This window comes from Arthrobacter sp. 24S4-2, assembly GCF_005280255.1.
Classification (GTDB): Bacteria; Actinomycetota; Actinomycetes; order Actinomycetales; family Micrococcaceae; genus Arthrobacter.
This window is the reverse complement of record NZ_CP040018.1, coordinates 2,950,920-2,971,059: the sequence shown is the minus strand read 5'-3', so window position 1 is coordinate 2,971,059 and position 20,140 is coordinate 2,950,920. Positions and strand designations below refer to the sequence as shown.

The 20,140-nt window shown below is 65.5% G+C and carries 13 protein-coding genes and 2 pseudogenes; 3 read left to right on the top strand and 12 right to left on the bottom strand.

The window, feature by feature from the left end:
* Nucleotides 1–50: 50 nt before the first annotated feature.
* The 9 genes and pseudogenes from uvrC to FCN77_RS13605 all read right to left on the bottom strand — a co-directional run bounded on the left by uvrC (nucleotide 51) and on the right by FCN77_RS13605 (nucleotide 11,343).
* Nucleotides 51–2,060, bottom strand: a complete 2,010-nt coding sequence (gene uvrC / locus FCN77_RS13640) for an excinuclease ABC subunit UvrC (protein WP_137322700.1) — start codon at nucleotides 2,058–2,060, stop codon at nucleotides 51–53.
* A 69-nt stretch (nucleotides 2,061–2,129) separates the two neighbouring features.
* Nucleotides 2,130–2,798, bottom strand: coding sequence for a 1-acyl-sn-glycerol-3-phosphate acyltransferase (locus FCN77_RS13635; RefSeq protein ID WP_137322699.1), 669 nt, complete (start codon nucleotides 2,796–2,798; stop codon nucleotides 2,130–2,132).
* Nucleotides 2,785–3,501, bottom strand: a complete 717-nt coding sequence (locus FCN77_RS13630) for an HAD hydrolase-like protein (protein WP_137322698.1) — start codon at nucleotides 3,499–3,501, stop codon at nucleotides 2,785–2,787. Before FCN77_RS13630 ends, FCN77_RS13635 begins: the two co-directional genes overlap by 14 nt.
* A gap of 112 nt (nucleotides 3,502–3,613) precedes the next feature.
* Nucleotides 3,614–6,540: pseudogene (uvrA, locus tag FCN77_RS13625) on the bottom strand (excinuclease ABC subunit UvrA).
* A 45-nt stretch (nucleotides 6,541–6,585) separates the two neighbouring features.
* Nucleotides 6,586–6,966 carry a GntR family transcriptional regulator gene (locus FCN77_RS13620; protein ID WP_137322697.1) on the bottom strand — a complete coding sequence of 127 codons (381 nt, stop codon included), beginning with the start codon at nucleotides 6,964–6,966 and terminating at the stop codon, nucleotides 6,586–6,588.
* On the bottom strand, nucleotides 6,963–8,792 hold the full coding sequence (locus tag FCN77_RS13615) for an ABC transporter ATP-binding protein (protein WP_137322696.1): 1,830 nt from the start codon (nucleotides 8,790–8,792) through the stop codon (nucleotides 6,963–6,965). The genes FCN77_RS13620 and FCN77_RS13615 overlap by 4 nt, the downstream gene beginning before the upstream one ends.
* Nucleotides 8,789–9,475, bottom strand: a complete 687-nt coding sequence (locus tag FCN77_RS27730; RefSeq protein ID WP_368074272.1) for an ABC transporter ATP-binding protein — start codon at nucleotides 9,473–9,475, stop codon at nucleotides 8,789–8,791. Before FCN77_RS27730 ends, FCN77_RS13615 begins: the two co-directional genes overlap by 4 nt.
* The gene (locus FCN77_RS27725; protein ID WP_368074271.1) at nucleotides 9,388–10,536 is read right to left on the bottom strand and encodes an ABC transporter permease; all 1,149 of its coding nucleotides are present in this window, start codon (nucleotides 10,534–10,536) and stop codon (nucleotides 9,388–9,390) included. The genes FCN77_RS27730 and FCN77_RS27725 overlap by 88 nt, the downstream gene beginning before the upstream one ends.
* Nucleotides 10,537–10,564: 28 nt before the next feature.
* A pseudogene (locus FCN77_RS13605) lies at nucleotides 10,565–11,343 on the bottom strand (trans-aconitate 2-methyltransferase).
* Between the two features lie 109 nt (nucleotides 11,344–11,452).
* Between FCN77_RS13605 and FCN77_RS13600 the strand changes: the two are divergent.
* The 3 genes from FCN77_RS13600 to FCN77_RS13590 are packed head-to-tail and all read left to right on the top strand — an operon-like array spanning nucleotide 11,453 to nucleotide 15,882.
* Entirely contained in the window at nucleotides 11,453–13,999 is a 2,547-nt protein-coding gene (locus FCN77_RS13600) for an RNA helicase (RefSeq protein WP_137322695.1), read from the top strand.
* A gap of 19 nt (nucleotides 14,000–14,018) precedes the next feature.
* Nucleotides 14,019–14,519, top strand: coding sequence for a GNAT family N-acetyltransferase (locus tag FCN77_RS13595; RefSeq protein ID WP_137322694.1), 501 nt, complete (start codon nucleotides 14,019–14,021; stop codon nucleotides 14,517–14,519).
* Between the two features lie 31 nt (nucleotides 14,520–14,550).
* The gene (locus FCN77_RS13590; protein WP_137324769.1) at nucleotides 14,551–15,882 is read left to right on the top strand and encodes an alpha/beta fold hydrolase; all 1,332 of its coding nucleotides are present in this window, start codon (nucleotides 14,551–14,553) and stop codon (nucleotides 15,880–15,882) included.
* Here the strand turns inward: FCN77_RS13590 and FCN77_RS13585 are convergent.
* The 3 genes from FCN77_RS13585 to uvrB form a co-directional block, all read right to left on the bottom strand.
* The gene (locus tag FCN77_RS13585) at nucleotides 15,807–16,604 is read right to left on the bottom strand and encodes an MFS transporter (RefSeq protein WP_368074270.1); all 798 of its coding nucleotides are present in this window, start codon (nucleotides 16,602–16,604) and stop codon (nucleotides 15,807–15,809) included. The two genes, FCN77_RS13590 and FCN77_RS13585, sit on opposite strands and share 76 nt — an antisense overlap.
* Before the next feature lie 226 nt (nucleotides 16,605–16,830).
* On the bottom strand, nucleotides 16,831–17,859 hold the full coding sequence (locus FCN77_RS13580; protein ID WP_137322692.1) for a TerC family protein: 1,029 nt from the start codon (nucleotides 17,857–17,859) through the stop codon (nucleotides 16,831–16,833).
* Between the two features lie 164 nt (nucleotides 17,860–18,023).
* The gene (gene uvrB / locus FCN77_RS13575; protein WP_137322691.1) at nucleotides 18,024–20,105 is read right to left on the bottom strand and encodes an excinuclease ABC subunit UvrB; all 2,082 of its coding nucleotides are present in this window, start codon (nucleotides 20,103–20,105) and stop codon (nucleotides 18,024–18,026) included.
* Nucleotides 20,106–20,140: the final 35 nt, after the last annotated feature.

Here is a 20,140-nt window from a genome sequence, read left to right as displayed (position 1 = left end):
GCTATGTAATTCGACGCAACCGCGCGTTCCGCTTCCGGTCCTTACCCTAGCTAAGTTTCAATGATTTCGCCGGTCGTCATGTTGATTGCCGGTGCGTCAGCTCCGGGGGCCGCGGCCCCGGTGCTGAAATGGCTCACGATTGCGTCTGCCAGCGAGGGTCCGATGCCTTTGGCCGTGGCCAGTTCGGCGGCGGTGGCGGTGCGGATGCTCTTGACCGAACCGAACCGGGCCAGCAGCGCCTTGCGTTTGGTCTCGCCCAGGCCGGGAACGCCGTCGAGGGCCGACACTGTCATGGCCTTGCCGCGCTTTTGCCGGTGGAAGGTGATGGCAAAGCGGTGCGCTTCATCGCGGATGCGCTGCAGCAGGTAGAGCCCTTCGGAGGTCCGGGGCAGGATCACCGGAAAATCGCTGTCGGGCAGCCAGACTTCTTCGAGGCGTTTGGCCAGGCCAACCACGTAGACGTCCTCGATGCCCAGCTCGGCGAGTGCCCGGGACGCGGCGTTGACCTGCGGCTTGCCGCCGTCCACCACCACAAGGTTCGGCGGGTACGCGAACTTGGCGCGCGGTGTCGGCGTGGTGGTGTCCTGGACGGCGGCGACCGCGATGGCTTCGAGGGCAGCCTGGTGGCCGGGAAGCTGTGCCGCCTCCTCCTGCGCGGCCTTCTCCTGAAGATAGTGCCGGAAGCGGCGCGTGAGGACATCGTGCATGGCCGCGGTGTCATCCGCGGCAGCGGCGCCGGTGATGGAGAACTTCCGGTAGTCGGACTTCTTCGGCAGGCCGTCCTCCACAACCACCATGGACGCCACTACGTTGGTCCCTTGCACGTGGGAGATGTCGAAGCACTCGATACGAAGCAGCGCGACGGGCAGGTCCAGGGCCTCCTGGAGTTCCTGCAGCGCGAGGGACCGATTAGTGAGGTCTCCCGCGCGGCGCGATTTGTGCAGCTTCAGGGCGTGCTCGGCATTTTCCCGGACCGTGGACATCAGTGCTGCTTTGTCCCCCCGCCGCGGTACCCGGACGTCCACCTTTGCGCCCCGCAGCCCGGCGAGCCACTGGGCCAGTTCGGCGGCGTTGCTCGGCTCTTCCGGAACCAGGATCTCACGGGGCAGGCGGCCCTGCGTTTCGCCTTCCTCGCCGTAGACCTGCTGGAGCAGGTGCTCAACAAGGTCCGGCATGGTGAAGTCCTCGACTTTTTCCACCACCCAGCCGCGTTGGCCGCGCACACGGCCGCCCCGGACGTGGAACACCTGGACCGCAGCCTCGAGTTCGTCCTCGTGGAGCGCGAAAACGTCGGCGTCGGTGTCCTCGGCCAGGACCACGGCGTTCCGCTCGAAGACCTTGCGCAGGGCGATGATGTCGTCGCGGACCCGGGCCGCGCGCTCGTAGTCGAGCTCGGCAACCGCTGCGGCCATGTCCTTTTCCAGCCGGGATATGAACCGCTTGGCTTCGCCGCCCATGAAGGCACAGAAGTCCTCCGCCAGCGCCCGGTGCTGCTCGGGCGTCACGCGGCCCACGCACGGCGCGGAACACTTGTCGATGTACCCGAGCAGGCAGGGGCGCCCGCTGGCCTGCGCCCGCTTGAGCACTCCGGGGCTGCAGCTTCGGACCGGAAAGACCCGCAGGAGGGTGTCCATGGTTTCGCGGATGGCCCCGGCGGTGTACGGGCCAAAGTAGCGCGTGCCCTTACGGCGCTCCCCGCGCAGCACCTGGACGCGCGGGAACCTCTCCCCCATGGTCACGGCGAGGTACGGATAGGTCTTGTCGTCGCGGAAGACCACGTTGAACCGCGGCTTGAATTCCTTGATCCAGGTGTATTCCAGCTGAAGCGATTCCAGTTCGCTCCCGACGACGGTCCACTCCACGCTGCTGGCCGCGTGGACCATGGCATGCGTTTTGGGCAGCAGGCCCGCGGGATTGGCGAAGTACGAGTTCAGGCGGGACCGCAGGCTCTTGGCCTTGCCGACATAGATGACACGGCCATGCGGATCCCGGAAGCGGTACACGCCCGGGTTGGTTGGAATTTCGCCCGTTTGGGGTCGGTAACTAGCTGGATCTGCCACGATTCAAGTCTACTGAGGAGCGGACGGTCTCCCTGACAGGGGGTGCCCCGGACAGGAGTAGCCCGGACGCTACTCTGCTGCCTTGCCCTGGTTGTAGCTCGTGGACCGCTCCTGGCCGCTGAGCTCGGCGATGGCATCCATGATGCGGTCCGTGACCTGGCGCCGCGCCGGCAGCGAATGGTCGGGGCCCGTTTTTTCGAAGTACAGCGGCTCGCCCACCTTCATGGTGAAGTGCTGGGGTTTCACGCCGTTTTGGCCCGCAGGTTGCAGGTTTTCGGTACCGATCAGGCCAACGGGAATCACCGGGGCCCCGGTGGTCAGCGCAAGCCAGCCGACGCCGGTCCGGCCGCGGTACAGGATCCCGTCCCGGGAGCGTGTTCCCTCGGGATAGATCCCGATTCCTTTGCCCGCTTCAAGGATGTCCAGCAGAGTCTTCAGGGCGGCAACGCTGGCCGCCTGCTCGCCGCGTTCCACGGGAATGGACCCTACCGCCTCGAAGAAGGACTTCATGACCTTCCCCTTCACTCCGCCCGTGGTGAAGTACTCCGCCTTGGCGAAAAAGGCCACCGGGCGCGGCATGAGGGCCTGCACGATAACGCTGTCCAGGAAGGACAGGTGGTTCGGCGCCACAATGAACGGGCCATTTCTGGGCACGTTGTCCAGGCCAATGACCGTAGGACGGCAGGTCCCGGAGATCAGTCCGCGGGTGGTCCAGCGGATCGCATCAAACAACGCCATCGTCTTGCACCTCACTCAGGGCTGCGAATCGGACGGCGTCCATGCTGTCAATGGCGGCCGCAAGGTCCGTGGTGGAATGCACAATTGCAACGGCTCCTGCTTCATGGAGCTCGCCGTCGGGAGCAAATCCCCAGCCGACGCCGATGCAGTCAAGGCCGTTGGCCATGGCGCCGGCAACGTCCTGGGCGCGGTCGCCCACCATCACGGCGTGCTGGGTGCGCAGGTCGGACAGGGCCGCAGCCACAATTTCGGTCTTGCCGAGCGGCGCGGCGGAGCTGGCGGCTTCGTCGGCGGCTGAACCGCGGATAAAGCGGAAGGAGTCAGCGATGCCGTGGTGCTCGAGCACGATCCGTGCGAGCCCTTCCGGTTTCTGCGTTGCCACCGCGATGGGACGGCCCGTCGCCGCGTATCCCTCGACGAGTTCCCGGATGCCCGGGTACAGGCGGCTTTGGCCGATGCCGGTTTCCAGGTAGTAGGCCCGGTAGATCCGGATGACCGCGGCAAGCTGCTCCTGCGGAACGCCGGCGATGTTCAGCAATGAGTCGCTGAGTTTCGGACCGATCATCGCGTCCAGTTGGGCCGGGGCCGGGACCCTGATACCGAGTCGGGTAAGGGCCGCGGAGATTCCGCCCGTTATTCCCCCCGCCGGATCGACAAGAGTGCCGTCCAGGTCGAAGATCACGGGCACTGTTGAAAGGGTCACCGGCTTAGTTTCTCACGAGTGCGCGAATGGCTGAAACTCGCATTCCCGGGCGGGAATACTTCTTCCCGCCGGATCAGCAGGCTCCAGCCATTCGATGGGGTAAACGCCCGGACTAAGACAGGATCTCAGCGAGGAAGGTCGCCGTGTAGCTCGTGGTGGACTTCGCGACCTGCTCGGGAGTTCCGGTGGCGATGATCTGGCCGCCGCCGGATCCGCCGTCGGGCCCAAGATCCACGATCCAGTCCGCGCTCTTGATGACATCAAGGTTGTGCTCGATGGTGATCACGGTGTTGCCCTTGTCCACCAGCCCCTGCAGGACCATGAGCAGCTTACGGATGTCCTCGAAGTGCAGGCCGGTGGTGGGCTCGTCCAGGACATAAATGCTCCGGCCGTTGGACCTCTTCTGGAGTTCCGCGGCCAGCTTCACGCGCTGCGCCTCGCCTCCGGACAACGTGGTGGCAGGCTGCCCCAGCCTCACATAGCCCAGCCCGACGTCGACGAGCGTGCTCAGGTGACGCGCAATCGGCGAGAAGGCGGCGAAGAACTCGGCGCCTTCCTCGATGGGCATGTTGAGGACATCGGCGATGGTTTTGCCCTTGTAGTGGACCTCCAGGGTTTCGCGGTTGTACCGCGCACCATGGCAGACCTCGCAGGGAACGTAGACGTCGGGCAGGAAGTTCATTTCGATCTTCAGCGTGCCGTCGCCCGAGCAGGCCTCGCAGCGGCCGCCTTTAACGTTGAACGAGAAGCGGCCGGGCTGGTAGCCGCGCACCTTGGCCTCGGTGGTCTCCGCGAAGAGCTTGCGGATGTTGTCGAACACGCCGGTGTACGTGGCCGGATTGGACCGCGGCGTGCGGCCGATGGGGCTCTGGTCGACGTGGACCACCTTGTCCAGGTGTTCGAGGCCCTGGATGGACTTGTGCCGGCCGGCCACCTGCTTGGCGCCGTTGAGCTTGTTCGCCAGCACCTTATAGAGAATTTCGTTGACCAGCGTGGACTTGCCGGAGCCACTGACGCCCGTCACAGCCGTCAGCAGTCCCAGCGGGAAGGCAGCGTCCACATTGACGAGGTTGTTTTCCCGGGCGCCGATGACCTTAAGTTCGCGCTTCTTGTCGTACTTGCGCCGCTTCTTGGGGATCTCAATCTTCTTACGGCCGGAGAGGTAGTCGCCGGTCAGTGATTCGGTGTTTTCCAGGAGCTCCTTGTAGGACCCGGAGTGCACCACCTGGCCACCGTGTTCACCGGCGCCCGGTCCGATGTCCACAACCCAATCAGCTTCCTGGATGGTGTCTTCGTCGTGCTCCACCACAATGAGGGTGTTGCCGAGGTCGCGCAGGCGCGTGAGAGTTTCGATCAGCCGCCGGTTGTCTCGCTGGTGCAGGCCGATGGACGGTTCGTCGAGGACGTAGAGGACGCCGACCAGGCCGGAACCGATCTGCGTTGCCAGCCGGATGCGCTGGGCTTCGCCGCCGGACAGGGTGCCGGAGGGACGCTCCAGGTTCAGGTACTCCAGTCCGACGTCGAGGAGGAAGGTGAGCCGGGCCTGGATTTCCTTCAGGACCTGGTGCGCAATCTGGGCCTCCCGGCCGGTCAGCACCAGGGTGTCCAGGAAGTGGGCGCATTCACGCATGGGCATGGCTGCCACTTCGGCGATGGACTTGCCGTTGATCAGCACCGAGAGCGAGGCCGGGTTAAGGCGGGCGCCATTGCAGGCGGGACAGGGGATCTGCCGCATGTACTCTTCGTACCGGTCCCTGGCCGAGTCCGAATCGGTTTCCAGGTGCTTGCGGTGGACGTACTGGACGACGCCCTCGAAGCCGGTGCTGTACTTGCGCTCCCGGCCGAAGCGGTTGCGGTACTGCACCACCACCTTGTGGTCCTTGCCGTGCAGGACGGTCTGCCGGATGTCGTTCGGAAGCTTCTGCCACGCCGTCTTCATCGAGAAGTCGAGTTCCTTTGCGAGCCCGGACAGCAGCCTGTTCCAGTACTCGGTGGTGGCCGTACCCAGCGACCAGGGCGCGATGGCGCCCTCGCCGAGGGAGAGTTCCGGGTTCGGAATGATGAGTTCCTCATCCACTTCCAGCTTGGTGCCGATGCCGCTGCAGGCGGAACAGGCGCCGAAGGGGTTGTTGAACGAGAACGAGCGGGGCTCGATTTCATCGATGGCGAGGGGATGCTCGTTGGGGCAGGCGAGGTGCTCGGAGAAGGCCCGGATCCGTTCGGGGTCGCTGGCTTCGAGATCCACGAATTCCGCCAGGATGCGGCCTTCGGCCAAACCAAGCGCGGTTTCGACAGAGTCGGTCAGGCGCTGGCTGATGCCTTCCTTGACCACGAGCCGGTCCACCACCACTTCGATGGTGTGCTTGAACTGCTTTCCTAGCTTGGGGGATCACTGAGCTGGATGAGCTCGCTGTCCACTCGGGCACGGGAGTAGCCCTTGGCCGTGAGTTCCTTGAACAGGTCAACGAATTCGCCTTTGCGGCCGCGGACAACGGGCGCGAGCACCTGGAAGCGCGTGCCTTCCGGCAGCTCGAGCAGCTGGTCCACGATCTGCTGCGGGGTCTGCTTGGTCACCTGCTCACCGCAAACGGGGCAGTGCGGACGGCCCACGCGGGCCCAGAGCAGGCGCATGTAGTCGTAGATCTCGGTGATGGTGCCCACGGTGGACCGCGGGTTCTTGCTGGTGGATTTCTGGTCGATGGAGACGGCCGGGGAAAGACCCTCGATGAAGTCCACGTCCGGCTTGTCCACCTGCCCCAGGAACTGCCGGGCGTAAGCGGACAGCGATTCGACGTAGCGGCGCTGGCCCTCCGCAAAGATCGTGTCGAACGCCAGGGAGGACTTGCCCGAACCGGACAGGCCGGTGAAAACGATCATGGAGTCCCGCGGCAGGTCCAGGTCCACGTTGCGCAGATTGTGCTCCCGGGCCCCCTTCACGACAAGGCGGGAAAGGTCGGGGCGCGCCGGTTTGTCCTGGTTCAGGGGAATGAGGGCGGAGCGGGCATCAACGGCTGGTTCTTCAGCTACGGCTTTAGGCACCCACTAATGCTAATCGAAAACTTCTTCGAATTTCCATGCCGGCGCCTATTCGGCGTCGTAGGCTGCCGCCAACAGCTGTACGGCCTCGGCAAAGCTGGCGCCCTGGGCCTTGGCCGCGGTGGCAAATTCGGCCGCGGCCGCCGTCAGCGAGGACCAGGCTTCATCCCGTGCGCAGACAATGGTTCCGTGCCTGCCGCGGGTGGCGACCACTCCCGCCGCTTCGAGTTCCTTGTATGCGCGGGCCACGGTGTGCGGCGCAAGGCCGAGTTCAGTGGCCAGGCTCCGGACGGCGGGCAGGCGCGTCCCCGCGGCAAGGGTGCCGCTGTCCGCCCGTTCGATAATGTTCAGCCGCAGCTGCTCAAAGAGCGGCACGGAGCTGCCGGTGTTCGGCTTCCAGGTCCCCGGGAATCCGTTGGTGCCGCTCACAGCCCGGACTCCCCCGCGCCGACGGACTCATCCCTGCCGGCGAACTCATCCCCGCCGGCGAACTGGGCATCGTACAGCCTGCTGTAGTGCCCGCTGGCTGCCAGCAGCTGTTGGTGGTTCCCGTGTTCAACGATTCGTCCGTGGTCCATGACGAGAATTAGATCAGCGTCCCGCACGGTGGACAAGCGGTGGGCAATCACGAAGCTGGTCCGGCCCTGCCGCAGCCTCTGCATCGCCTGCCGGATCTGCACTTCCGTGCGCGTGTCCACCGAACTCGTCGCCTCATCCAGGACCAGGATGCTGCGTCCGGCCAGCTGCGCCCTGGCAATGGTGATCAGCTGGCGCTGGCCCTGGCTCAGGGACTCGCCGTCGTTGCCCAAGACGGTGGCGTAGCCGTCCGGCAGGGCCCGGACGAAGTGGTCGACGTGGGTTGATTCGGCGGCAGCGAGGATATCGGCGTCGCTCGCGCCTGGCCGGCCGTATTCAATGTTTTCCCTGATGGAGCCGGTGAATACCCACGCGTCCTGTAGGACCACCCCGATCAAGGAGCGCAGCTCGTCACGGCCTCGCCGGGCGATGTCCACGCCGTCGATGGTGATCCGGCCGGAGTCGGGCTCATAGAACCGCATAAGCAGGTTCACCATGGTTGTCTTGCCCGCGCCGGTATGGCCCACGATGGCAACCGTCTGGCCGGGTTCGGCGGTGAAGGACAGCTCCCGTACCACGGGGGCGTCGCTGCTGTAGCCGAAGGTGACGGCGTCGAACACCACGCGGCCGCCGGACGCCGTAGCGCCGTTGCCGTCCGTTTGGTCTGCGGGGAATTCCGCGGCGTCCAGTAGGGCGAACACGCGTTCCGCCGACGCGATGCAGGACTGCATCAGGGTCAGCATGCCGCCGATTTGGCCAATCGGCTGGCTGAACAGCCGGCTGAACTGGATGAACGCCTGGACCCCGCCGATGGTCATGGCACCGGCCGTAACCTGCAGCGCACCGACCACGGCAACGGCGATGTAGTTGAGATTCGAGACGAACACCAGGAGCGGCTGCACCGCGCCGGACACGTACTGGGCCCGGGCGCTGGACCGGAAAAGCCTGTAATTGCTGTTGGCGAAAGTTTCGGTTGCCATCCCCTGGCGTCCGAACGCCTTCAGCACCTCATGCCCGGTGATGTACTCCTCCAGGTGCGCATTGACTTCACCGGTGGTGGTCCACTGCTCGGAAAAGTGGGCCTGCGACTTCCGGGCAACGAGCACCGTGACCACAGTGGAAAAAGGCACGGTCACCAGCGCAATCACCGCCAGCAGTGGCGAGAGCCACAGCATCATGGCAAGCGCGCCGAGCAGCATCAGCACGGAGAGGATCAGCTGGTTCAACAGCTGGTTGAGGGCCTGCGAGATATTGTCGACGTCGTTGGTGGCCCTGCTGAGCACATCGCCCCGCCGCTGTTCGTCGAAATGGGCGGACGGCAGCCGGTGCAGTTTGTCCTCCACGGCAGCCCGGAGCCGGTAGCTGACCTTTTGCACGGCGGTGGCAGTCACCGCGCCCTGCACCCAGCTGAAGACGGACGCGCCGACATACATCGCGGCCACAGTCACCAGCAGTGCGGCGAGTTTCTGCTCGTTGAAGGTCCCTCCAAAAACACCTTCAACCACGACGTCGGTGGCGTCACCCAGCAGTTTGGGCGCCGACACGTTGAGCGCCACGAACGCGCAGGTTGCCGCAACGGCCGCAAGCATCCTCCACTTGAAAGGCCGCAGGAGCCCCAGCAGCCGCCTGCCGATGGCCCAAGCGCCCGCGCCGCCGCCCGCCGTCGTGCTTCCGGTCATAGCTGGCCGCCCAGCGCGAGCTGCGAAGCAGCGATTTCCTGGTACACGGGCGACGAGCGCATCAGTTCGTTGTGCGTGCCCTGGGACACGAGCCTGCCGTTGTCCAGGACGAGGATGAGGCCTGCGTCGACGATGGTCGCGATGCGCTCGGCCACGATGATCACGGTGGACCGGCGGACCAGCGGGGCCAGCGCCTGGCGGAGGCGGGCATCGGTGGTGTAATCGAGTGCCGAGAGGCTGTCGTCAAAAAGGTAGACCGGCGCCTCCCGGAGCAGCGCGCGGGCAATGCACAGGCGCTGGCGCTGTCCGCCGGAGAAGTTCGTTCCGCCCTGCGTCACCGCCGTGTCGAGTCCGTACGGAAGATCCCGGACGAAATCCTCCGCCTGGGCCGTCCGGAGCGCACGGAAAAGGTCCTCGTCGCTCGCCTCCGGGGCGCCGATCCTGAGATTCCCGGCCACGGTGCCGGAGAAAAGGTATGCGCGCTGGGGCACCACCGACAGGCTGTCCCGCAGGAAGTGCAGTGGCAGGGAGCGGACGTTGTGGCCGCCGATCATGACCTCGCCGGACGTGGCGTCCAGGAACCGCGGCAGGAGGTTCAGCAGGGTGGACTTGCCGCTGCCCGTTGAACCGATGATGGCAGTGGTAGTGCCCGGCGCCGCCGTGAAGCTGATGCCGTCCAGCACCGGCGCCTCCGCCCCGGGGTAGGCAAAGGTGACGTCGCGGAATTCCACGGTGCCGCCTGGCGTGCGCCGCGTGTGCAGCAGACCGGCCCGGGAGATGGGGGGTCTGCGATGGTAGACCTGGTGTCCAGCACCGCCTGGATCCGCTCGGCGCAGACGGCCGCGCGGGGGGCCGACATGAGGACGTACATGGCCATCATGATGGCGATCAGGATCTGCAGGATGTAGGCGATGAAGGCCGTGAGGGCGCCCAGCCGCATGTCGCCGTCGTCGATCCTGTGGCCGCCGAACCACACCACCGCCACGGATGACAGGTTGACCACGATCATGATCAGCGGCAGCATTCCAGCCACGAGCAGTGCGGACTGCAGGTTGTTGCGGGTCACCTCACGGTTGACGACGGCGAAGCGGCGGACTTCGTGTTGCTGCCGGACGAAGGCCCGGATCACGTTGGCACCGATGATCTGTTCGCGCAGGACCCTTCCGATGCGGTCGATCAGGACCTGGCCCTCCCGGTACAACGGCACCAGCCTGCGCACGATCACGTACATGACGATGACCAGCACCGGCACGATTGCCAGGACGATGCCGGACAGGACGACGTCCTGGTTCAGGGCCAGCACAATGCCCCCGATGCCCATGGCGGGCGCCGCCACGAGCATGGTGAAGACCAGCACTGCCAGCGCCTGGATCTGCTGGACGTCGTTCGTGGCCCGGGTCACCAGGCTGGGCACTCCAAAGGATCCCACTTCCTGTGAAGACATGGCCTGCACCTTGGCGAACAGTTCCTGGCGCAGCTGGCGGCCAAGCTTCATGGCTACGGCTGCGCTGAGGTACCCCGCAGCCAGCGCAGCCACCACCTGGACGGCGGCGATTCCGGCCATCCAGGTTCCAAACCGAAGGATCGCGCCGGTGTCCCCCTTGACGATTCCGTCGTCGATGATGGCGGCATTGAGCGTGGGAAGGAACAGGTTGGCAGTGGTCTGCACGAGCTGGAGCACCACAATGGCCAGGACTGCTGGCTTGTGCGCGGCGAGCAGCCGCATCATCATGCCTACGAGCACGGCACCTCCATTCGCCGCAACGGCATGGTCAGCCCCGTTTCCGGGCCACCGCGAAAATCCTCCGGAACGGGAAGACCGTTCCGTGGGACGTGGCCGGATAGGCCTCCCTGAGCAGCTCCGAGTACTCGGCCTCGAATTCCGCAGCGTCCGCCGCCGGGAGTGCATCCAGTGCAGGACGCAGGCCCGCACCGCGGACCCACTCCAGCACCGGATCCCGGCCCTGGAGCACCTGCTGATAAGAGGTTTCCCACGCGTCCGCGTCGCAGCCGGCATCCAGCATGATGTTCAGGTACTGGTCGGGTTCCGCGACGGCGTCATCATGCCGCAGGACACCGCCAAGGGCTTCCTTCCACCGCTCCGACTCCGCGAGCTGCCGCATCAGCACATGGGAGGGGACCTGAAATTGCCCGGGACCTGAAAGGCGAACCATGCGCCCGGCCTCAGCGCCTCCAGCCAGCCGGCCAGCAGGGCCGGGTGCCCAGGCACCCACTGCAGCGCCGCGTTGGACACCACCACGTCGGTCCGCTCGGAAGGCATCCATTCGGCGATGTCCGCCTGCGCGAAGCTAAGCTTGGCCGCCCGCGCCGCGTGGTCCTCCGCCTTCTCCAGCATCTCGGCGGAAGAGTCGATGCCCAGGACCTCGGCGCCGGGCCAGCGTTCGGCCAGTGTGGCGGTCAGGTTCCCGGGCCCGCAGCCGAGATCCACCACGTGGCGCGGCCGGTCCGTGTGGACCCGCGCGGTGAGGTCAAAGTATGGCCTGTCGCGGTGGTTTCCGAACTCCACGTACTTAGCAGGATCCCATTTCAAGACGTCCTCCAATGGCTCGTGCTGTTGCCGTCAGGGCGAGCCTAGCCCGGCCCGGCCCCGCGACCAAGGAGGAACCGCCCATTGGCGGCGGGCACTAAGCTGGAAAGCAATGAAACTCGTTGAGCAGCTCCCCGTCCCCGCCGATCGTTCCTCCCATGGGACCGGCCACGATCCGGATGAGCTGTACACCCGCTTTGTCGAGTGGACCGAAAGCCGCGGGCTGGCCCTCTACGCCGCCCAGGATGAAGCCATCATGGAGCTTGCCTCCGGGGACAACGTCATCCTGGCCACGCCGACCGGTTCCGGCAAGTCCCTGGTGGCCATCGCCGCGCACTTCCAGGCCATGGCCCGCGGGGAACGCAGCTACTACACGGCCCCGATCAAGGCCCTCGTGTCCGAGAAATTCTTTGCCCTCTGCGACATCTTCGGAGCGGAGAACGTCGGAATGATCACCGGTGACTCCGGCGTCAACCAGGACGCCCCGATCATCTGCTGCACCGCTGAGATCCTGGCGAACATCGCGCTCCGTGAAGGCTCCGCGGCCGAACTCGGCGCCGTCATCATGGACGAGTTCCACTTCTACTCCGACCCGCAGCGCGGCTGGGCCTGGCAGGTGCCGCTGCTGGAGCTGCCGCAGGCGCAGTTCCTGCTGATGTCCGCAACGCTCGGCGATGTCAGCCGCTTTGAGGCCGGCCTCACCGAACTGACGGGGCGTCCGACGACGACCGTCAGTTCCGCTGAACGTCCGATTCCGCTGCACTACTACTACGAGCAGACGCCGGTCCACGAGACCCTTGAGGAGCTGCTGTCCACCAAGCAGGTTCCCGTGTACGTGGTCCACTTCAGCCAGCTTGAGGCGATCGACCGCGCGCAGAACCTGATGAGCATCAACGTCTGCACCCGCGAGGAGAAGGACAAGATCGCGGAGCTGATTGCGGGCTTCCGTTTTGCGGCCGGGTTCGGCAAGACCCTCAACCGCCTGGTGCGGCACGGCATTGGCGTCCACCACGCCGGCATGCTGCCGAAGTACCGCAGGCTCGTGGAGCAGCTGGCGCAGGCCGGCCTGCTCAAGGTCATCTGCGGCACCGACACCCTGGGTGTTGGGATCAACGTGCCCATCCGCACCGTCCTGCTCACGGCGCTCAGCAAGTACGACGGCGTCCGCACCCGGCTGCTGAACTCCCGCGAGTTCCACCAGATCGCCGGGCGCGCGGGCCGGGCCGGCTACGACACCGCCGGTACCGTCGTCGTGCAGGCCCCCGAACATGTGATCGAAAACGTCAAGGCGATGGCGAAGGCCACCGCCAAGTTCGGTGACGACCAGAAAAAGCTCCGCCAGGTGGTCAAACGGAAGCCGCCGGAGGGCTTCGTGTCCTGGGGCGAACCCACCTATAACCGGCTGGTGGACTCCGTCCCGGATCCGCTGAACTCCAGCTTCACCGTGACGCACGCCATGCTGATGAACCTGATGGAGCGCCCGGGCGACCCCTTCAAGGCTGCCCGCCGGCTGCTGACCGAAAACCACGAACCCCGCGCCTCGCAGCTCCAGCTGATGAAGAAGGCCCTGGGCATCTACCGGGAGCTGCTCGCCGCCGGCGTGGTGGAGCGGATTCCGGCTGAGGAACAGGGCCCGGACGGCCGGACCGTCAGGCTCACCGTGCACCTGCAGGCCAACTTCGCACTGAACCAGCCGCTCTCGCCCTTTGCGCTGGCGGCGCTGGAACTCCTGGATCCGGAGTCGCCGTCGTACGCCCTGGACGTGGTGTCCGTCATCGAATCCACGCTGGAAAAGCCCCGGCAAATCCTGTCCGCCCAGCAGAAGAAGGCCCGCGGCGAAGCCATCGCCGCCATGAAGGCCGACGGCATTGAGTATGACCAGCGCATGGCCATGCTGGAGGACGTCACCTACCCGCAGCCGCTCGCCGAAATCCTGGGCGAGGCATTCGACGTCTACCGCAAGGCGGCGCCGTGGATCGGCGACTTCGAACTGGCGCCGAAGTCCGTGGTCCGGGACATGTACGAGCGCGCCATGAACTTCGGCGAGTTTGTCCAGTTCTACGGCCTGGCCCGCTCCGAAGGCATCGTGCTGCGCTACCTTGCCGACGGCTTCAAGGCACTGCGCCAGACGGTTCCGCAGGACGCGTTGCGCGAGGACCTCGAAGACCTGATCGCCTGGCTGGGCGAACTGGTCCGGCAGGTGGACTCGAGCCTGCTCGACGAATGGGAGGAGCTCACCTCCGGTGCCGCGCCCACGCCGCACGACGCTCCGCCGCCCCCGCCGCCGTCGCTGACGTCCAACATCAGGGCGTTCCGCGTGATGGTCCGGAACGAAATGTTCCGGCGCGTGGAGCTGTTTGCGGATGAGGCCGCCACGGAACTCGGCGAGCTCGACGGCGGCACCGGCTGGGATGCCGACCGCTGGGAGGACGTCCTGGACGACTACTTCGACGAACACAACGACATCGGCACCGGACCGGACGCCCGCGGCCCGGGGCTGCTGATCATCACCGAAGAACCCGGCAAGTGGAAGGTCCGGCAGATCTTCGACGACCCCGCCGGCAACCACGACTGGGGAATCTCCGCCGAGGTTGACCTGGCGTCCTCCGATGAAACCGGCACGGCAGTGGTCCGGGTGACCGACGTCAGCAGGCTCTAGCCGCTAGTAAACTCGAACAATGAGTGTAATCCGGCCCGCCACCGTCGATGATGTCCCCGCAATCCTGCAGATGATCCACGAACTGGCCATCTACGAAAAGGAACGCCACGCAGTCCGGAACACACCGGACATGCTGACCGGGGTGCTCTTCGGCGAGAACCCCAGGGTATACGCCACGATGGCCGAGAACCATGCGGGCCAGGTCCGTGGCTTCGCGCTCTGGTTCCTGAACTACTCAACCTGGGAGGGTGTCCACGGCATCTACCTCGAGGACCTCTACGTGACTCCGGAGGCCCGCGGCGAGGGCCACGGCAAGGCGCTGCTGCAGCATCTGGCGGCCACCGCCGTCGAACGCGGCTATGCGCGCGTCGAATGGAGCGTACTGGACTGGAACGAGCCGTCCATCAACTTCTACAAGAACCTAGGCGCCTTCCCCATGGAGGAGTGGTCGACCTTCCGGCTGACGGGGGAAGCCCTGGAATCGTTCGGCGCTGCCCGCGAGGCACAGCTCCGTGGCTGACCTGCCGATGACCGGACTCGCCGCCGTCGGAATGTTGGAAGCCGCGGCCCGCACCGTGCCGCACACCATCAAGGCGCGGCACGCCTACCGCGGGATGCGCACGGCAGAGCACTATTTCGAGGTGCCCCTGAACCACTTTGAGGGGGGCACCGGCGAGACAATCACGGTGTTCGCCCGCGAGTACGTTTCCGCGGACCACAGCGAGGAAGCCGCCGCCCAACTGCCCTGGCTGCTCTACCTGCAAGGAGGCCCCGGCGGGCGCGGCAACCGGCTTCCGTCCCTCGGCGGGTGGAGCAAGGCCGCAGCCAGGGACTTCCGGATACTGATGCTGGACCAGCGCGGCACCGGCCTGTCCGCACCCATTGACCGCCGTACGCTGCCGCTGCGCGGGAACGACGCCGACCAGCTGGACTACCTGACCCATTTCCGGGCCGACTCCATCGTTGCCGATGCCGAGGCCATCCGGTGTGCCCTGGGATCCGGTCCGTGGTCCATCTACGGGCAGAGCTATGGCGGATTCTGTGCGCTCAGCTACCTTTCCTTTGCCCCGGAAGGCCTTCGCGAGGCGCTGATCACCGGCGGGCTGGCACCGCTGGACGGCCCCGCCGACAGGGTTTACCAGGCCACGTACCGGCGGGTCGCCGCCCGCAATGCCGAATACTTCGGCTGGTACCCGGAGGACCGTGTCACCGTGAGCCGGATTGCGCGGCACCTGCGGGAGGTGGACGAGTACCTGCCCGACGGCGGACGGCTCACCGTCGAGCGGTTCCAGATGGTCGGTTCGTTCCTTGGCGGCAACACCCGGGTGGACACCCTGCACCATCTGCTGGAGGACGCCTTCGTGGCGACGCCTTCAGGCGAACGCCTGTCAGATGTGTTCCTGGAGCAGGTCCGCGGCATCGTCTCCCGCTCCGCCAACCCCCTGTATGCCCTCATGCACGAGTCAATCTACAGCCAACACGACGCGACGGACTGGGCCGCCCTGCGGGTGCTCCAGGAGTTCCCGGAGTTCCGTCCGGACGCCGCCGAACCGCTGCTGACCGGCGAGATGATCTACCCGTGGTACTTCGAACAGGACGCAGCACTTCGGCCGCTGGGGCACGTTGCCCAGCTCCTGGCCGCGAAGTCGGACTGGAAGCCGCTGTACGACGCCGGCCGGCTAAGATCCAACACCGTTCCCGTGGCCGCTGCGGTGTACAGCGAGGACATCTACGTGGACCGGGACCTCTCCTTGGAAACGGCCGCTGCCGTGCGCGGGCTCCAAGTCTGGGAGACCGCGGATTTCCATCACGACGGCATCGCGGACGACGGCGAAGGCATCTTCGCGCGCCTCCTGGGGATGGTCCGCTCAGTCCGCAACTGAGCGGCCGGCCCCACCGGGCAACCCACCCAGGCGCGGCGGCCCGCCGCCACAATTGTCTGCCTCCGGCCGGCTTTGTCCGTGAGCCATCCCATCACGGGAGAGAGCGCGAACATTCCGGCGATGTGCAGCGAGATCGTGAAGCCGATGATGACCAGGACGTCCCCGGCGGCCGTGTGCGCGGCGTGATCAGCGCCGGGGCCGGCCATGAGTTCCTGCAGGTGCAGCGGCGTCATGGACATGACTCCCACCATGACTGCAGGAGCCCCGACAACGGCGGCCAGCGCCAACAACGCAGCCGGAGAATGGCGTGCAGCCCGAATCCCGCGGGCAAGGGTGCCGCGGCGGACGGCGGGGGCGGCCGGCGGCCCGCCCGCCTCCCCGGCGTCGTTGCCGGCAGCGGCGAGTTGCCGAGCGAAAAGCAGCGGATCGGGACGGAGCCCTGCAAGTAACAGGGCGCAGGCCAGCACCAGCCCCGCCGCGGAGATCACGAAGGGCCCTGCGATGGGCGGCAGGCCAACGGCGTGGCCCACTACCGCACCGGGTTGGATGAGGTTGGGCCCCGCAACGGCCCCGATGGTGGTGGCCCAGAGGACGGCGGACAGCACCCTCCCGCGGTGTTGGTCATCGGCAAGGTCCACGGTCGCGAAACGCGCCTGCAGGCTGGATGCCGTGCCGACACCTACTCCGGCAGTGCCGAGCGCTGAGCAGCTGCGCCGAACCAAGAAGCAAAACTGTACGCCGCTGCACCGCATGCCTGAGCTGGGGCTCCCCTGGATGTGGGGTACAGCGGACGCCGGCCCGGAGGTGTCTGCCATATTCCGAGCATATCCCCGCTCCTCTCCGGGCAAACAGGGCTTCCGGCGTGGTGGACGGCCGGCAAATGCAGACAACCCCGGCCAACATTGTGACCGGGGTTGTCTGGTTGTATCGAAAAATGGTGCGGAGCTCTTACTCGGCGTCGCTCATGCTCTTGCGGGCGTCCTCTTCGAGACGGGCGTCCACCTTCGCCTGGGCAGCTTTGGAGCTGGCCAGGCTGGCGATCACGGCGACGATGATGGTGCCCACAATGACGGCCAGGGACACGAAGGTGGGGATCTCGGGAGCCCACTCGATGTGGTGGCCGCCGTTGATGAACGGGAGCTCGTTGACGTGCATCGCGTGGAGGACCAGCTTGACGCCGATGAACGCCAGGATGAAGGACAGGGCGTGCTTCAGGTAGATCAGGCGGTTCATCAGGCCGCCCAGCAGGAAGTACAGCTGGCGCAGGCCCATAAGCGCGAAGAGGTTCGCGGTGAAGACGATAAACGGGCTCTGCGTCAGGCCGAAGATGGCGGGAATGGAGTCAACGGCGAAGAGCAGGTCGGTGAGGCCGATGGTGACGAAGACGATCAGCATCGGGGTGAAGAGCTTCTTGCCGTTCACCACGGTGCGGAGCTTGCCGCCGTCGAACTTCTCCGACATCGGAATGACCTTGCGGAGCCTCGCGATCAGCGGGTTTTCCTTGTCCTCTTCCTCTTCGCCCTCGTCCTGGGCCTGCTTCCAGGCGGTCCAGAGCAGGAAGGCGCCGAAGATGTAGAAGACCCAGCTGAACTGCTCGATCACGATGGCGCCGAGGAGGATGAAGATTCCGCGGAGGATCAGCGCGATGATGATGCCCACCATCAGCACTTCCTGCTGGTACTTACGGGGCACCGAGAAGCGCGCCATGATGATGATGAACACAAAGAGGTTGTCGATGCTGAGGCTGTATTCCGTAACCCAGCCGGCAACGAACTGGCCGCCGAACTCCGGGCCGGTGAAGGCAAACATGGCGCCAGCAAAGACCAGGGCCAGGGCCACGTAGAAGGCGACCCACAGGCCGGCTTCCTTCATGGACGGCTCGTGGGGGCGCCGCAGCACCAGGAGAAGGTCGAGGGCGAGGATGAGGCCGAGGACGACGAATGAGCCGACCTCAAACCAGACGGGTAGTTCGAGCACGGGGATGCCTTTCGCAGGGTACAGAGAAGCGGTGTAAGTCTCTCCGGCTGTCCTGCGCACTTGGTGCTGAATCGGCAGCCCGCTACGCCCGGCAAGGCATCTATGCCGTGCGTGTTGACGATCGTAGCGCTTGGGATACTCCCCTACGTGACAACAACTTTACCCTAGGCGTGGCCGGCGGCCTGCATCTGCCGCAGTTCCTTCTTCAGATCCCCCACCTCGTCACGCAGCCGGGCGGCCAGTTCGAACTGCAGCTCACCCGCGGCGGCGTGCATCTGTTCCGTCATTTGCTCGATGAGACCCACCAGGTCCTCCGCCGGCGCGGCAGCCAGGCCGTCGGCCCGGACCTTGGACGCGCCCTTGCCCTTGCCGCGGCTCTTCCCCGCCGTAGCGAGCAGTTCTCGGGTGTCCGCGTCCTCCTTGGCCAGCTGATCGGTAATGTCCGCAATCTTCTTCCGCAGCGGCTGCGGGTCGACACCGTTTTCCGTGTTGTACGCCACCTGGATCGCGCGGCGCCGGTTTGTTTCGTCGATGGCGTGCGCCATCGAGTCCGTGATGCGGTCCGCGTACATGTGCACCTGCCCGGAGACGTTACGGGCGGCGCGGCCGATGGTCTGGATCAGCGAAGTCGACGAACGGAGGAAGCCCTCCTTGTCCGCATCCAGGATGCTGACCAGGGACACCTCTGGCAGGTCAAGGCCTTCGCGGAGCAGGTTGATGCCCACCAGCACGTCGAACGTGCCCATCCGCAGTTCACGGAGCAGTTCCACGCGGCGGAGGGTGTCCACATCTGAGTGCAGGTACTCCACCTTGACGCCATGGCCCAGCAAATAGTCGGTGAGGTCCTCGGCCATCCTCTTGGTGAGGGTGGTGACCAGGACACGTTCGTTCTTCTCCGTCCTGGTGCGGATCTCGCCCAGCAGGTCATCGATCTGGCCCTTGGTGGGTTTGACCACGATCTCGGGATCGATCAGACCGGTGGGACGGATGATCTGCTGCACGAAGCCGTCGGCCTTGCCGAGTTCGTACTTGCCGGGAGTGGCGGACAGGTACACGGTCTGGCCCACGCGCTCGAGGAATTCGTCCCATTTGAGGGGTCGGTTGTCCATGGCCGAGGGCAGGCGGAAGCCGAAGTCGACGAGGTTCCGCTTGCGGGACATGTCGCCCTCGTACATGGCGCCGATTTGCGGCACGGTCACATGCGATTCGTCGATGACCAGCAGGAAGTCGTCCGGGAAGTAGTCGATGAGGCAGTGCGGGGCGGTCCCGCGGGCGCGGCCGTCAATGTGCGACGAGTAGTTCTCGATGCCGTTGCAGAAGCCCATCTGCTGCATCATCTCAAGGTCGTAGGTGGTGCGCATCCGGAGCCGCTGGGCTTCCACGAGCTTATTCTGGCTTTCCAGCACCTGGAGCCGTTCGGCGAGTTCGTCCTCGATCCGCTTGATGGCCCGGGCCATCCGCTCGGGCCCGGCCACATAGTGCGAGGCCGGGAAGACGTACATTTCATCTTCGTCCCGGATAATCTCGCCGGTCAGCGGATGAAGAGTATGGATGTTCTCAATCTCATCCCCGAAAAATTCGATCCGGATGGCCAGTTCCTCATACATCGGGATGATTTCCACGGTGTCGCCGCGGACGCGGAACGTGCCGCGGTGGAAGTCCATGTCGTTGCGGGTGTACTGCATTGACACGAACTTCCGCAGGAGGTCATCACGGTTCATTTCCGCCCCCTTGCGGAGCGTCACCATGCCGGCGATGTATTCCTCCGGCGTGCCCAGGCCGTAGATGCAGGAAACCGTGGCAACCACGATGACGTCGCGGCGGGTCAGTAGGGCGTTGGTTGCGGAGTGGCGGAGCCGTTCGACTTCCTCGTTGACGGAGGAGTCCTTCTCGATGAAGGTGTCCGTCTGCGCTACGTAGGCTTCCGGCTGGTAGTAGTCGTAGTAGGAGACGAAGTACTCCACCGCGTTGTTGGGCAGCAGTTCGCGGAATTCGTTGGCGAGCTGTGCGGCCAGGGTTTTGTTCTGCACCATCACCAGGGTGGGCCGCTGGATCTGTTCAATCAGCCAGGCTGTGGTGGCGCTCTTGCCTGTACCGGTGGCGCCGAGCAGGACTACGTCCTTTTCACCGTTCCTGATCCGGTCGGTGAGTTCAGCGATGGCGGCCGGCTGGTCGCCAGCGGGCTTGAACTCGCTAATGACCTCGAAGGGTGCCACGACGCGGTTGATTTCCTGGGCAAGACTCATGAATATAATCTACCGCCGGGCACTGACATCGTGGC